This is a genomic window from Microcoleus sp. bin38.metabat.b11b12b14.051 (genome assembly GCF_013299165.1).
In the GTDB taxonomy this organism is placed as follows: Bacteria; Cyanobacteriota; Cyanobacteriia; order Cyanobacteriales; family Microcoleaceae; genus Microcoleus.
Window position 1 is genome coordinate 384,431 of sequence record NZ_JAAFKD010000002.1, and the last position, 12,941, is coordinate 397,371.

The 12,941-nt window shown below is 45.9% G+C and carries 12 protein-coding genes and 1 pseudogene; 6 read left to right on the forward strand and 7 right to left on the reverse strand.

The window, feature by feature from the left end; genetic code table 11:
• Positions 1 to 63: 63 nt before the first annotated feature.
• The 3 genes from QZW47_RS04230 to QZW47_RS04240 all read right to left on the reverse strand — a co-directional run bounded on the left by QZW47_RS04230 (position 64) and on the right by QZW47_RS04240 (position 2,367).
• On the reverse strand, positions 64 to 699 hold the full coding sequence (locus QZW47_RS04230) for a restriction endonuclease subunit R (RefSeq protein WP_293124307.1): 636 nt from the start codon (positions 697 to 699) through the stop codon (positions 64 to 66).
• Positions 700 to 717: 18 nt separating this feature from the next.
• Positions 718 to 1,341 (reverse strand): restriction endonuclease subunit R, encoded by a 624-nt coding sequence (locus tag QZW47_RS04235; protein WP_293124309.1) that lies wholly within the window; start codon positions 1,339 to 1,341, stop codon positions 718 to 720.
• A gap of 105 nt (positions 1,342 to 1,446) precedes the next feature.
• Positions 1,447 to 2,367: a polysaccharide deacetylase family protein gene (locus QZW47_RS04240; protein WP_293124310.1), complete on the reverse strand. Its 921-nt coding sequence runs from the start codon at positions 2,365 to 2,367 to the stop codon at positions 1,447 to 1,449.
• Between the two features lie 99 nt (positions 2,368 to 2,466).
• On the opposite strand from QZW47_RS04240, the pseudogene QZW47_RS04245 reads away from it, so the two are divergent.
• Both QZW47_RS04245 and QZW47_RS04250 read left to right on the forward strand, forming a co-directional pair.
• A pseudogene (locus QZW47_RS04245) lies at positions 2,467 to 3,173 on the forward strand (Uma2 family endonuclease).
• A 59-nt stretch (positions 3,174 to 3,232) separates the two neighbouring features.
• Positions 3,233 to 3,367, forward strand: a complete 135-nt coding sequence (locus tag QZW47_RS04250) for a hypothetical protein (RefSeq protein WP_293124311.1) — start codon at positions 3,233 to 3,235, stop codon at positions 3,365 to 3,367.
• A 29-nt stretch (positions 3,368 to 3,396) separates the two neighbouring features.
• On the opposite strand, the gene QZW47_RS04255 is transcribed toward QZW47_RS04250, so the two are convergent.
• Positions 3,397 to 5,046, reverse strand: coding sequence for a hypothetical protein (locus QZW47_RS04255; protein ID WP_293124312.1), 1,650 nt, complete (start codon positions 5,044 to 5,046; stop codon positions 3,397 to 3,399).
• Positions 5,047 to 5,311: 265 nt separating this feature from the next.
• Between QZW47_RS04255 and QZW47_RS04260 the strand changes: the two genes are divergently transcribed.
• Positions 5,312 to 5,446, forward strand: coding sequence for a hypothetical protein (locus tag QZW47_RS04260; RefSeq protein ID WP_293124314.1), 135 nt, complete (start codon positions 5,312 to 5,314; stop codon positions 5,444 to 5,446).
• A gap of 193 nt (positions 5,447 to 5,639) precedes the next feature.
• Here the strand turns inward: QZW47_RS04260 and psb27 are convergent, their stop codons facing one another.
• The 3 genes from psb27 to QZW47_RS04275 all read right to left on the reverse strand — a co-directional run bounded on the left by psb27 (position 5,640) and on the right by QZW47_RS04275 (position 10,759).
• Positions 5,640 to 6,038, reverse strand: coding sequence for a photosystem II protein Psb27 (gene psb27 / locus QZW47_RS04265; protein ID WP_293124316.1), 399 nt, complete (start codon positions 6,036 to 6,038; stop codon positions 5,640 to 5,642).
• 412 nt (positions 6,039 to 6,450) lie between these two features.
• Positions 6,451 to 7,683 carry a DNA replication/repair protein RecF gene (gene recF, locus QZW47_RS04270; RefSeq protein WP_293124318.1) on the reverse strand — a complete coding sequence of 411 codons (1,233 nt, stop codon included), beginning with the start codon at positions 7,681 to 7,683 and terminating at the stop codon, positions 6,451 to 6,453.
• A gap of 253 nt (positions 7,684 to 7,936) precedes the next feature.
• Positions 7,937 to 10,759, reverse strand: a complete 2,823-nt coding sequence (locus tag QZW47_RS04275; RefSeq protein ID WP_293124320.1) for a cation-transporting P-type ATPase — start codon at positions 10,757 to 10,759, stop codon at positions 7,937 to 7,939.
• Between the two features lie 313 nt (positions 10,760 to 11,072).
• Between QZW47_RS04275 and QZW47_RS04280 the strand changes: the two genes are divergently transcribed.
• The 3 genes from QZW47_RS04280 (at position 11,073) to cpcA (ending at position 12,873) form a co-directional block, all read left to right on the forward strand.
• On the forward strand, positions 11,073 to 11,255 hold the full coding sequence (locus QZW47_RS04280) for a hypothetical protein (protein WP_293124322.1): 183 nt from the start codon (positions 11,073 to 11,075) through the stop codon (positions 11,253 to 11,255).
• A gap of 487 nt (positions 11,256 to 11,742) precedes the next feature.
• Positions 11,743 to 12,261 (forward strand): phycocyanin subunit beta, encoded by a 519-nt coding sequence (locus tag QZW47_RS04285; protein WP_293124324.1) that lies wholly within the window; start codon positions 11,743 to 11,745, stop codon positions 12,259 to 12,261.
• 123 nt (positions 12,262 to 12,384) lie between these two features.
• Positions 12,385 to 12,873, forward strand: coding sequence for a phycocyanin subunit alpha (gene cpcA / locus QZW47_RS04290; RefSeq protein ID WP_293124326.1), 489 nt, complete (start codon positions 12,385 to 12,387; stop codon positions 12,871 to 12,873).
• The last annotated feature ends 68 nt before the right edge of the window (positions 12,874 to 12,941 follow it).

Sequence of the window (12,941 nt, forward strand, 5' to 3'; positions counted from 1 at the left end):
GATGGCTATCGGCGGACAGGACATTAGATATTGTTGGCTTCTAAAGATAACTAAAAATGGCTTTTATGTCTTGTCTGGCAATTGACTCAACCGTTTTAATATCTGCAAAACGCGGTACAATTCATTGCATGAATTGCGGATAATAAATTCTGGAGACAAGGCATACTGGGGAGTTTCGCCACCTCTGACTAGCTTGGCAAAAATGAAATTAGCCCCTGTGGCAATCATCCCAAAAGTCGGAGTTTTGGGATTGGGATCTGCCAGCATATATGTCAGGAGTTGGGCAAGTGCTGCGTCAGTTGAGAAAGAAAGTTGTTTGGATTCAATTACTGTTATCCAAAAGTTTTTTTTCAAGATGAGAACATCTATTCTGCCTTCGATGATTCTGCCTTCGTCTTCCTCTTGAATGGCGATCGACTTTTCGGCTTTGAATTGAAAAGGAGACTCGTAGAGACCGGCAATAAACAAAATGGGGCTGACAATTGTTAGCTTGACTGCATTTTCTAGTACAGGCGGGGAGTCAACCAAGTTGTAGTAGATATCTTGAACGCGATCGAGCAATTGTTTTTCTATGTCTGTGACTTCCGGCAAATTTTCTTGCCATTCTGGGAAGAAATCAGCTTTACGAACTCGCTGTAAGCCGAAGTTATCGATTAAATAGCGGAGGTTGACCTCTCTTGCTTGAAGTTTTTGTATCATAATTTGCACCGTACTATTTTAAGCTAGTTGACTCAGGCGTTTGAATATCTGCAAAACGCTGTACAATTCATTGTTGCGTCGGCGAATTGAAAATTGCTCGGACAAAGCATAACGTGGAGTTTCCCCTCTGAGTAACTTAATAAAAATAAAGTTACCGCCAGTAGTAATCATCCCAAAAGTCGGTTTATCTGGATGAGGATCTGCCCACATATAAGCTAGGAGTTGCCCCAATCCTTCCTCAATGGAAAAAGCAGCTTTTTTTGACTCAATTACCATTACCCAAAATTGGTCTTTTAAAAGTAAAACATCTAGTCTGCCTTCGATGATGACGCCATCATCATCTTCTTGAATTTGAATGGACTTTTCAGCTTTTACCTGAAAAGGAGACAGGTAAAAGCCGGCAATAAACAAAAGTGGCCCGACTACGGACAGCTTAACGACATTTTCTAGCAAAGGTGGATAGGTAAGTAAATTGATAAATCCTGCTTTTAGCCGATCTAGTGATTGTTTGTCTAAGTCGCTAATTTCTGGCAAATCCTCTTGGAATTCTCGGAGAAATTGCTCGTCTTCCGCTAACTGAAGACCGAAATTGTCTATCAAATAGCGAATATTTATATCTTTGGCTGGGAGTATTTGTGTCATTGTTTTAATTTTAGATATCTATAGTCCTATTATACTTCTATTTCTCTGCATCTTGATATTTGTACAGATATATTTTGACATTTGATGACTTGTATGCCGCGCAATTTATTTAGGTTTTCGATCGCCATTTTGCTGTTTTTGGTCTGCTTGCATTTGCAGCAATTGCGGTACAGTAACAAAACGATATCCCTGCTGTTTGAGTTTGGGAATAATCGCAGAGACGGCCTCGACTGTTTGCTGGCGATCGCCCCCGCCGTCGTGCAACAATACGATCGCCCCCGATGTCGCTTGAGACAGCACGCTACGGGCTATAGCAGCCGCCGGAGGTTGCGAAAAGTCTTTAGGGTCGATCGACCACATGACAACCACGTAATTCTTCTTTTTGGCATAATCCGCGAAACCATTATTTAAGCGGCCGCCGGGGGGACGAAACAACAAACTTTTCGCGCCAGTCGATCGATAAATATGAACCCCAGTATTATCTATTTCATCCGATGCAGTTTTTTCAGTGACATTGTGATAAAAATGATGCCATGTATGATTGCCGATCGCATTTCCCGCTTTTACTACTTGTTTGGCAATTTCTGGATTCTCGCGCAAATTTGCACCCAAGCAGAAAAATGTAGCTACCGCGTTATGTTTCTGCAAAACTGCTAATATTTTCAAAGTTTCCGCAGTTGGGCCATCATCAAACGTCAGCGCAATAACTTTTGAGTCGCTGATACTTGCTTTATATACAATTTGGCTGCGAAATTGCGTCGGCGGTGCGAAAACTAAAGGTTGTGCGGCGGCGGGTTGCGGAGTGGGAGTTGCGGCGGGAGAAGGCTGTATTTGGGGCTTCGGCGGTTTCAGGAGATGGGGCGGGGGATTGCCAAAAGGGGGGATTTGGGCGATCCTCTTCGAGGGCTCCGCTAACGAATTTGAATTTAGACTTTTTGGGCGATCGGGAAACAGCAAACTTAGAGATATCGATCCGATAACTATAGCGGTTTTAATGCAGGACTTTTTAGTAAATTTGGTCTTCATAAACTGTACTATTTGCTGTCAACTATCTAATTATCGCTTACAACTTTACCAAATTAGTTATAATTCAAAATAGCAACACATCACAATAAAAGAAAAGCCATGATTGCTCCGGCAAATCTCAGCCGCATTACAATCCCGCCTTTGGAAAATGGCGAACTTGCTAAATTTTTGCAGAATTCGAGCGGCGCTATACAGCAATGCGGGGACTCAAAAAAGCAGATTTGATTGAACGAATTGTTTATATGGCTTCACCCTTACCCTTTGAACCCCACGCCGAACCCCATGCCGATTTAATGGGCTGGCTGTGGACTTACAAGATTGCTACTCCAGGCGTGCGTCTGGGCGATAATCCTACCGTGCGTCTCGATTTAGATAACGAACCTCAACCCGATGCTGTGCTGCTAATTGATGCTCAATGTGGCGGCCAAACTTGCCTTAGCGATGATGGCTATATCGAAGGTGCACCCGAATTTGTTGCCGAAATTTCTGCCAGTACCGCTACGATCGATCTGCGCGACAAAAAGCGAGTTTACCGCCGCAATGGAGTTAAAGAATATCTGGTTTGGCAAGTCATGAATCGCCGGATTGATTGGTTTTCCTTGCAGGAAGAAGAATATATTTCTCTGCTACCCGATGCTGAAGGAATTATCCGCAGCAGAGTTTTTCCGGGATTGTGGCTGGCAGTCTCAGCACTTATAGACGGGGATATGCCAAGTGCGATCGCAACTCTTCAAGCCGGATTAAACAGTACAGTACATCAAGAGTTTGTCCAACAGTTAGCTTCCTATCCCAATGCTAATTTATAGAGATGCTACGAATCGCATCTCTATAGAACCCATTTGACATCTTTGAGTTTTTGGGTTGGGTGACGAGAAATACCGAGAGAAACCCGGTTTCTGAGATTTACGCGCGGGGCAAGAAACCGGGTTTCTACGAGTTTTTGGGTTGGGTGACGAGAAATACCGAGAGAAACCCGGTTTCTGAGATTTACGCAGAATAGATCTCAAATGGGTTCTATAAATAATATTCCTAGAATCGGCAAGTTTGCCGCGCCCTTTCATCCTCCACTTCTTGCCACCCAAAAGAAAAATGACTGATCGCATTAATTTGCGGCGTTGCAGAGCGAATTGCCCGCATTTGAATCTCCAAAGATGGCCGATTTTTCACAGATTTTCCCCAATCTCCGGCAATAGCAGGAATGATTTTTGCTCCCGGAGGCGCTAAACTCACTACGCGCTGTACCTGTGGCACAATACAGCTTACATCCCCACAATTTCCATAAGACATCGCGTGGAATTCTACACTAGCCGGAAACCTATCCCAAGGCTGCAATCTTGAATCAAATCCCCCTTGATTAATCTTTTGATTTCCATTGGGAAAAAAGACCGCTCCTACAGGAATTCCCATTCTTTGAGCTGGTTGAGTTGCCATGCCAAAAAAGTCTAAAATCCCTTGAACTGCATGACCAATACTCAGTTGCCAGAGGTCTTTTTGCAGAATTCCGGTATCGGGAAGTGGCCGTGTTGGTGTTGGTTTTGGTGTGGGATTTGCAGGGTTGGGCGATTTTGTAGCGGGAGTTATTGAAGCTGCTTTTGATGTGCTATTTCCTGTTTTAGACGCTGGAGTTGCTACTGGTATAGGCCGTGGAATTCGCCCTTGCCAAAGAGGTTCTTGCTCGTTTGGATACTGTTTAACTACTGCTTGAACGTCATTAGTATTGATAAATCCTTTAGTTAAGTATCGCTGAATTAAATCTCGTCCTTGCTGATTGTTAGCCCGCTGCAAAAGCATTTGCTGCGATGCTTGGCCGTAAATCCATAAGTCTTGAACTTTGGTAGCAACTGAAGCGGGGCCGACGCCACGAACATAGCGAATGTAGTCGAATAACATTCCTTGTGGCCTGCGTTTGACTATTTGATTTACTAACAAAGAATAGTCTTGTCTTGCTTGCAGGTTATAGGGATCGACAAAGGCGTGTGTAGCGTGACTTTCTCCGGTTTGGTCGTCCAAACCTGCGTCTTGAATTACGGTTAAACTGGTCTGATTTTTGCCGTTCAGGGCTAGGGTTTGCTGTCTGTCGGAACGCTGAGAATATGTATAGCCAAAGTTCATGGTAAATAACCAGGCGTATACTTTTAATCCTCGCTGTTTGCCTTTGGCGATCGCCTTTTCCAACAAATCATCTTTTTCGTAGCCGCGATTTCTCAAAACCGAAGGCCAAGCAGTCGGATTGTCTGCCGCCGGAAGGAGCACTTGACCGTCATAAAACACTTCGACGTAGACTTGATTGTAGCCTTTATTCACAACTTTGTCTAATACGCGATCGATTTCTCCGGGTCTGACATCGCAGGGATACAAACGCAGCCAAACTGCTTGGGTTTCTGGCCAAGTTTTTTGGCGGCATTCTGCTATTTCCCGGGCGTGTTTGCTCAAAACGGCAAAATATGCTTGCTGGGATTCGGGTTTTCCTGAGAGGGCGGCGCGGCGCAAGTCTTCTTTTTGATTTACCTGTTCTTTGGATAATTGACAATAGGCTGATGTTTCGCCGAAGGCTGGTTGATTTTCGATAAAGGGCCAAACAAGCTGGCTGATGAAGCTAGTGGTTAAAACAGCAGTTACCGCACTTAAACAGCGTCGCTGGTGTTGAAAGTTGGCGAGGCGAGTTGGTGCAATTTTCATGGGATAATTGAATCGGGTTTTCTAGTTGAAATCGGGTGGCGATCGCATTTTTGGCGATCGCCCAGACGCACAGCTACAAATTTTCTACTTTTTTTAGGTTAACCTCGCCCAACAACGGATGCAACCCCGCTGATTAAGTTGTGGAGAGCCCTAATTTTAGATCGAAGTTAAATTTCCCAGATTAATCTGCGGACTCAATCTAAAATCTAAAATCGTTCGACTGAGCGAAGTCGAAGTCTAAAATCTAAAATCGACTGCTCCTGTTATGGCACAAGTCGATCGCACAATGCAAATTCTTTCTGGCGGCGATTTAGATGCTGTGCGATCGAATAACGATAATACTCGGCGGTTGAAACCGCTGCTATACAAACGAAGTCCGCCTCCGCGGACTAAAGATTAAAGGGGTTAAAAAGCCCAGATTTGGTATCATATCCAGTTCGATTTTTAAGTATTTTTTGACTAAATACAGCAAAAAAGCGCCGGGAATGGGCGCTCAAAGCAGTTGATATTTCTACTAAAAATTGTTAACACTCAAATGTTAAGGATGCAAAGATTAATTATAAAAATTTATCTTTTATCCCTAAATTTTGAGATTAAGCTCCTCTGGTGAGAGCAGCTTCTACTTGCTGAAATTCTGACTCAAGACGCTTTTTCAATTTTTCAGGAACAGGACGATTTGGATAGGAACTATAATGTCCAGCCAAAGAGTTTAATGCTGTTCGCATTGTTGTGAAAGATGCCAGCTTGGTAAGAGCGGGATCGCGGCGGTATTCTGCGAAAAAATCGTTGATACTTGCGCGAGCAGCGGCTTGAGCGGCTGCTTTTTCTGGCGCCCCATCTGGTAAAGTAAGCGCTGTTCTCAAGCTGTTGACTAATGCTAACGTGTCTTTGCTGTAGTCTCCGCTCAGAGTGGCGGGAACATTGGTACAGCCTGCTACGCCGATGACAACAACTAATACGAGGGCTAACAGACGGGAAATGTAATGCTTCATAAGGGTTAAAAGAATGGAAGTGCAAACGGCAATCAAAATTAACCTTTATCCTATCTCGAATTGAGCTAATAGTGTCAAATTTTTATTATTTATTGCATCGATACCATGAAAAGTAAAATTTGTCAATGTCACGTAGATTGATATCATATCCGCTCGAATGACCACAATCAAATTGGTTCGATCGTTCGGACTTTAGTCCTAGTTATGGATGCGGACTAAAGTCCTCACTACAAACCCTTAAGTCAAGTGTTATGGATGCGGACTAAAGTCCTCACTACAAACCCTTAAGTCAAGTGTTATGGATGCGGACTAAAGTCCTCACTACAAACCCTTAAGTCAAGTGTTATGGATGCGGACTAAAGTCCTCACTACAAACCCTTAAGTAAGCGAACATAATATGTTTGATTCAAATCTAAAATTGATTGATTTGTCCAGAAACGACAGATAGAATTTGGGTTTGGCGCAGCCATTGGCTGTCAAAAGCCCCCAGGTGAGTGGTAGTAATCAGGGTTTGAAATCTTTCTTGAATTGTTTCTAAAAGTTGATTTTGGCGACTTAAATCGAGTTCTGCAAGTACGTCGTCGAGCAATAGTAAAGGTGCTTCGCCGACGACTTCTTCGATTAGCTGCAATTCTGCTAATTTTAATGCTAATACGAGGGTTCGCTGCTGGCCTTGGGAGGCGTATTGACGCGCTGGAGTGTTGTTAATTGTAAATGTAATGTCGTCGCGGTGGGGGCCGACTAATGTGGTTCCTTGAAATTGTTCTGCGATCGCCCTTTTTTGAATTTTCTCTAAAAATGCTTGCCGCACTCCTTCGAGATTGTCTTGACCGATTAATTCCGAGCTTACTTCGATATTAGCATCGTATTTGACATCTAAAACTTCTGTGGAACCGCTAATTGAACCGTGCCAATTGCGGGCTAATGGCATCAATCGTTCTAAAATACGATCGCGCCTGCGGATTACCCGAGCCCCCGCTGTCGCCAACTGGGCATCCCACAAGGCTAATTCTGAACTGGAATTGGAGGATTGGGGATTGGAAATTGGTAAGTCTTCTGTATTTTCTGGTTCGGGATTTTCGGTTTCCAGAAATCGGTTTTTGTCAAAACTTTCGGAAAATTCGGCTTTCCTGACTGCTTTAGAACGTTTTAGCAGAGCGTTTCGCTGACGCAAAATTTGGTTGTACTGGTGTAAAATGTGAGCGTAAATTGGCTCTAGTTGGATGACTAGCCGATCGATCCAGTTGCGCCTTCCTTCGGGCCCGCCGCGCACTAAGTCTAAATCCAAACAGGAAAATTGTACTACGTTGATGACGCTCAAAAAGTCTAAATGCCGACGTAGGGGTTCGCCGTTGAGCTTTAGGCTGCGGCGCGCCCCGGATCGCAGTGTTAAGGCTAGGTCGATCGCTCCGGTTTGACGTTCGAGTGTAGCATCTATTTGGGCGATCGGCTTTGATTCGAGGATTAAATCGCGATCGCGCGATACTCTGTGGCTTTTTAATGTGGAAAGCAACTCTACTGCTTCTAGCAAGTTGGATTTTCCTTGGGCGTTATTTCCTACTAATATGGTTTTGGGAGCATCAAATGCTACTTTTTGATCGAAGTAGTTCCGAAACTGCCTTAGGTGCAGTGTTTTCAAATACATAATATTAGGAATAAGGAAGAAGTCCGATGGAAGTCGGAAGAAGGAATAAATAAGTCATCGTAGGGTGGAATTGCGTACTTTATCGGTTTGCAAATGGTAATTGGTAATCAGATGTTTGTAGTGAGGATTTTTGTCAAGCGTCATGAATGCGGACTGAAGTCCTCACTACAAACCTTTTGTAATTAGGACTTTAGTCAAGCGTCATGGATGCGGACTAAAGTCCTCACTACAAACCAACTATCTACTGATAATACTATTTTCGAGCTTTGTAGAAGCGCACGAATAGTTTTTCCATCTCTATCCAGACAAACATTAAAGCGCTGAAACCGAAGCAAATCATCAATTCAAAAGGCGTCAAATAGTGAGTGCCGAAAAATGCTCTCAGCGGTGGAACGTAAATTAGCATCAATTGCAAAGCAGTAGTTACAATCACAGCCCCCCATACAAAAACGTTAGTGAAGGGGTTTAATTCGATCGTTAGCTGAGTGTTAGAACGAATGGCGATCGCGTGACCCATTTGTGCTAAACACAGAGTTGTAAACACCATTGTTTTCCAAGCTTCTGGATCTCCGACATGGTTGGGGTTTGTGGTATATTTGTAAGCCCAGGACATCATGGCGATCGTCAAAATTGCAAAAATAATCCCAATCCGCACCATGTAAGAACCCAAACCCCGCGCAAAAATACTTTCTCGCGGACTGAAAGGAGGCTTTTTCATCACGTTGGGTTCGGCAGGTTCCACCGCTAAGGCCAAAGCCGGAACGCCGTCTGTTACTAAGTTCATCCACAAAATTTGCAGCGGCGTTAGCGGCACTCCTCCCAAACCCATTAAAGGTGCGGCGGCAATTGTCAAAACTTCGCCGATGTTGCTGCCCAAAATGTACTTAATAAAGCGGCGAATGTTGGTATAAACAACTCGCCCTTCTTCAGCGGCGGCGACAATAGTTGCAAAGTTGTCGTCGAGAAGCACCATATCGCTAGCTTCTTTGCTGACATCGGTGCCGGTAATTCCCATGGCGATGCCGATATCGGCTTGTTTCAAAGCGGGGGCATCGTTAACTCCGTCGCCCGTCATCGCGACAAATTCGCCTAAACTTTGCAAAGCTTGGACAATTCGCAATTTGTGTTCTGGAGAAACGCGGGCGTAAACGCTGACTTGTTTAACTTGCAGTTTGAGGTCTTCTTGGCTGAGCTTTTCTAATTCTTGACCCGTGAGAACTCGATCGCCCTCTGCGGCTATACCTAAATCGTAGGCGATCGCTTTTGCAGTCAACTGGTGATCTCCGGTAATCATCACCACTCGAATTCCTGCATCGCGGCACTTCACTACTGCTTCGCGGACTTCCGGGCGCGGGGCGTCCAGCATACTGACGAGTCCCAGCCACACCATCTCTTGTTCGCTGGTTTCCTCAGAACCGGAGGGCGGCAGGTTTTCCCAGATTTTGTACCCAAACCCGAGGACTCGCAAACCTGCACTTGCCATGTTATTGTTTTCGGCGAGGATGCGATCGCGCATTTCCTGGTTTAAAGGTTGTACTCGATCGCCGATTATAATGCCTTGGCATCGCTCCAAAGTTAACTCGGGAGAACCTTTGGTCAGCATCAAATAATTCTGCTGCTGTCCTTGTTCTGCGGGAAATCCCGAATGTCCAGAATGTCCGGGCACTTCGCAAATCACGCTCATCCGTTTGCGTTCGGAAGAAAAAGGAAACTCCGCCGTGCGCGGCAGCAATTGAGACTGTTGTTCCTTATATATGCCTGCTTTTCCCGCTAAAGAAAGCAGAGCTCCCTCCGTGGGGTCGCCCAAAATCTTCCATTCTTGCTGTTCGTGCTGCAATACTGCGTCGTTGCACACTGCACAGGCAATTAATAAAGATTCGAGTTCTGGATATTCCTCTAAATTAGTAATTTGGGCTGATGTATGGCGATCGACAAAATCTCCGATCGGGGCATAGCCGTCGCCTCCAATGCCGATCGTACAGTCGCCCGTAGACACGAGCTGCACTACCATTTTATTTTGAGTCAGAGTACCTGTTTTGTCGGAACAAATGGTAGTAACTGAACCCAAAGTTTCTACAGCAGGAAGTTTGCGAATCAGCGCGTTTCGCTTCACCATCCGCCTGGTTCCAAGTGCCAAAGTGACTGTCACAACTGCGGCAAGTCCTTCGGGAACGACAGCCACAGCCATGCTGAGAGAAACTTCTAGCAGTTCTTCAAATCTGCTGGTATCGAACCCAATGCTGCCGTTGTCGAAGGTAATCATCCCGCCGATGACGACAATTGCGACTAAGCCGAGGGCACCCGATACTAGAACATTTCCCAACTGGCCCATCCGCTGTTGCAGAGGAGTCGGTTCGGTTTCTACTGACTGAAGCATGGCGGCAATTTTGCCAATTTCAGTTTGCATTCCGGTGTTGGTGACGATCGCCTTGGCCCGTCCCTGAACAACTTCTGTGCCCTGAAAAATTAGATTGAGTCGATCGCCCAAGGAAGCATCTTCGGGAAGTTCGAGATCGGCTTGCTTGGTAGCTGCGATCGCTTCTCCCGTCAAAGCTGATTCTCTGACTTGTAAATTGGCAGCTTCGATCAACCGTCCGTCGGCTGCGATTTTTACCCCAGCCTCCAACAGCATCACGTCTCCGGGTACGAGTTCCTTGGCTGCGATTTCCAAAGTTTTGCCGTCCCGCAAAACTCGCACGAGGGGGGAAGAGAGGTTTTTGAGGGCTGCGAGGGCTTTTTCGGCACTTTTTTCTTGGAAATAGCCGAGAATGCCGTTAAGTATGACGATCGCAAAAATGGCGATCGCATCTTTGGGAAAAGTATTCGATTTGATGTCCAAGAATCCAGAAATCACGGCCACACCCATCAGCATCAACAACATGATGTTGGTGAACTGATCGACAAAAATCGACCAAGAACTGCGGCCTCCTGTTTCTTCGAGTTCGTTGGTGCCGTATTGCTGCAAGCGTTCTGACACCTGTTGGCTGCTCAAGCCACTGTCTTTGTTGCTGCTGAGCTGCTGGATAGTTTTGTCAATTGCTACGGTGTGCCAAGAAGAGGGAGAATTTGAAGACATAAATTACGATCGAGCATGGGGCAATTAGGGGACTGCGGCCGGACAAGCTACAGCCGATGAATGTGGCTGAGCGCAGTAAAGCAGTAAAAGAGTTTTTAGTTTTTAGTTCTAAATAAAAAACTGTTTAACTTGCGACTCGTATTTGGCCGTTCGATGCCGGCGATCGGGCAGGAAGCTTTTAACTTTACTGCGTCTGATGCCTCTCTAGTGCCGTTTGTAGACTTACCGCTGACAGCACTTATCCACCTTACAACTAAAAATTAGCAATTTCTCCGGCTTTTACCCTAGACTCAGCGGCTGAGTCTAGGGCTCAATGCTGATTTTTCCGGCAGAAACTGAGGCTGTGGCGATCGGGCTGACAATCTTTTGGATTTTACCGCCACCGACTTCTGCGCGCATCCTGCATCGGGCAGAATTTTTGGTTTTTTCTCTATTCCCCCTGCCTGGTTTTAGCAAAGATTTTATTTTCTTAACTTTTCTTAACAATTCCGCTTGACCCCGGGAAAGCCAACAAGGTGCGAGCGGCGATCGGGGTTGCATCCACAGTGCAGATCAGGCGATCGAAGCACAGTAACTCTTTTAGGCGCCAAACCGACATCTATCCCAGGAAGTAGATTTGGCTGGTGCCGCCGGGGCCCCATTTACCTTCTCAGAGAGATAAGATCCTGTAATAATTTGTAATAAACAAAGGCGGGCGAGCATTGTATAAAGGTTATCAAGGGTTGAAACGGCACGCTCAAGTTAACAAAAATACTGATTAACAAGGTTTGTCGCATCTCATAAAAGGTGTAAAATTTTCTAAGATTTCTTAAATGTCCGTTACAATGTAACAATAGTACAGGTAGCGGAAAGGGAGAGATCGGGGCAGCAGATTAGCTGGCATCAAATTTCAACCCTTACAGGCATTAACAGCCTGAACAAATTTAACTTAACGGTTTTATACCGCAACCAAACTCAATTAACTCAAGTAGGAGAGTTCGTTCATGTTTGACGCATTTACAAAAGTGGTTTCCCAATCTGACGCTCGTGGCGAATTCCTCGCACAGGGTCAACTAGATGCTCTCAGCAGCATGGTGTCCGAGGCCAACAAGCGGATTGATGCAGTAAACCGCATCACCGGCAGTGCATCCACCATCGTGGCTAATGCAGCTCGCAGCCTGTTCGCAGAACAGCCTCAACTGATCGCTCCTGGTGGTAATGCTTACACCAACCGCCGCATGGCAGCTTGCTTGCGCGACATGGAAATCATCTTGCGCTACGTAACCTACGCCACATTTGCAGGCGACGCCAGCGTATTGGACGATCGCTGCTTGAACGGTCTGCGCGAAACCTACCAAGCTTTGGGAGTTCCCGGCGGCTCGGTTGCAGCCGGCGTGCAAAAAATGAAGGAAGCAGCGATCGCGCTAGCTAACGACCCCAACGGTGTTACCCGTGGTGATTGCAGCTCGCTGATGTCTGAAATCGGCAGCTACTTCGACCGCGCAGCTAACGCAGTCGGCTAAAAATAGCGAACGCGAACATTTCTAGATGTAAAGAAGCGAGCGATCCTCTTCGAGGGCTTCGCTAACGCATTTTTGCAAACACTCATTTTGGAACAAACAAAACATTAGGGAGACAGCAGAACAATGAAAACCCCTTTGACCGAAGCAGTAACGGCTGCCGATTCTCAAGGCCGTTTCTTGAGCAGCACTGAATTGCAAGTAGCCTTCGGCCGCTTTCGCCAAGCAGCAGCAGGTTTGGAAGCAGCTAAGTCATTAACCGCTAACTCTCAGCGCTTGATCGACGGTGCAGCTCAAGCTGTGTACAACAAGTTCCCCTACACCCAACAAATGCAAGGGCCGAACTACGCTTCCACAGCAACCGGCAAAGCCAAATGCTCCCGCGACATCGGCTACTACCTGCGGATGGTCACCTACTGCTTAGTTGCAGGCGGCACCGGCCCTATGGATGAGTACCTGATTGCAGGTGTTGACGAAATCAACCGGACATTTGAATTGTCTCCTAGCTGGTACGTTGAAGCTCTCAAGTACATCAAAGGCAACCACGGTTTGAGTGGCGACGCTGCAACTGAAGCAAATTCCTACATCGACTACGCAATCAACGCTCTCAGCTAGATTTGCGTGATGCCCGGAATTGTAAGCTGCTGTTAGCTTTAGTGTTAGCGGTTGTTTACGATTCCGGG

Bases quoted from the DNA above. Each gene is read 5' to 3' on its own strand.
- QZW47_RS04255 (WP_293124312.1), bottom strand. From the start codon at position 5,046: ATGAAAATTGCACCAACTCGCCTCGCCAACTTTCAACACCAGCGACGC.
- recF (WP_293124318.1), bottom strand. From the start codon at position 7,683: ATGTATTTGAAAACACTGCACCTAAGGCAGTTTCGGAACTACTTCGAT.
- QZW47_RS04285 (WP_293124324.1), top strand. From the start codon at position 11,743: ATGTTTGACGCATTTACAAAAGTGGTTTCCCAATCTGACGCTCGTGGC.
- cpcA (WP_293124326.1), top strand. From the start codon at position 12,385: ATGAAAACCCCTTTGACCGAAGCAGTAACGGCTGCCGATTCTCAAGGC.
- QZW47_RS04230 (WP_293124307.1), bottom strand. From the start codon at position 699: ATGATACAAAAACTTCAAGCAAGAGAGGTCAACCTCCGCTATTTAATC.
- QZW47_RS04280 (WP_293124322.1), top strand. From the start codon at position 11,073: ATGCTGATTTTTCCGGCAGAAACTGAGGCTGTGGCGATCGGGCTGACA.
- QZW47_RS04240 (WP_293124310.1), bottom strand. From the start codon at position 2,367: ATGAAGACCAAATTTACTAAAAAGTCCTGCATTAAAACCGCTATAGTT.
- QZW47_RS04235 (WP_293124309.1), bottom strand. From the start codon at position 1,341: ATGACACAAATACTCCCAGCCAAAGATATAAATATTCGCTATTTGATA.
- QZW47_RS04260 (WP_293124314.1), top strand. From the start codon at position 5,312: ATGGCACAAGTCGATCGCACAATGCAAATTCTTTCTGGCGGCGATTTA.
- QZW47_RS04275 (WP_293124320.1), bottom strand. From the start codon at position 10,759: ATGTCTTCAAATTCTCCCTCTTCTTGGCACACCGTAGCAATTGACAAA.
- psb27 (WP_293124316.1), bottom strand. From the start codon at position 6,038: ATGAAGCATTACATTTCCCGTCTGTTAGCCCTCGTATTAGTTGTTGTC.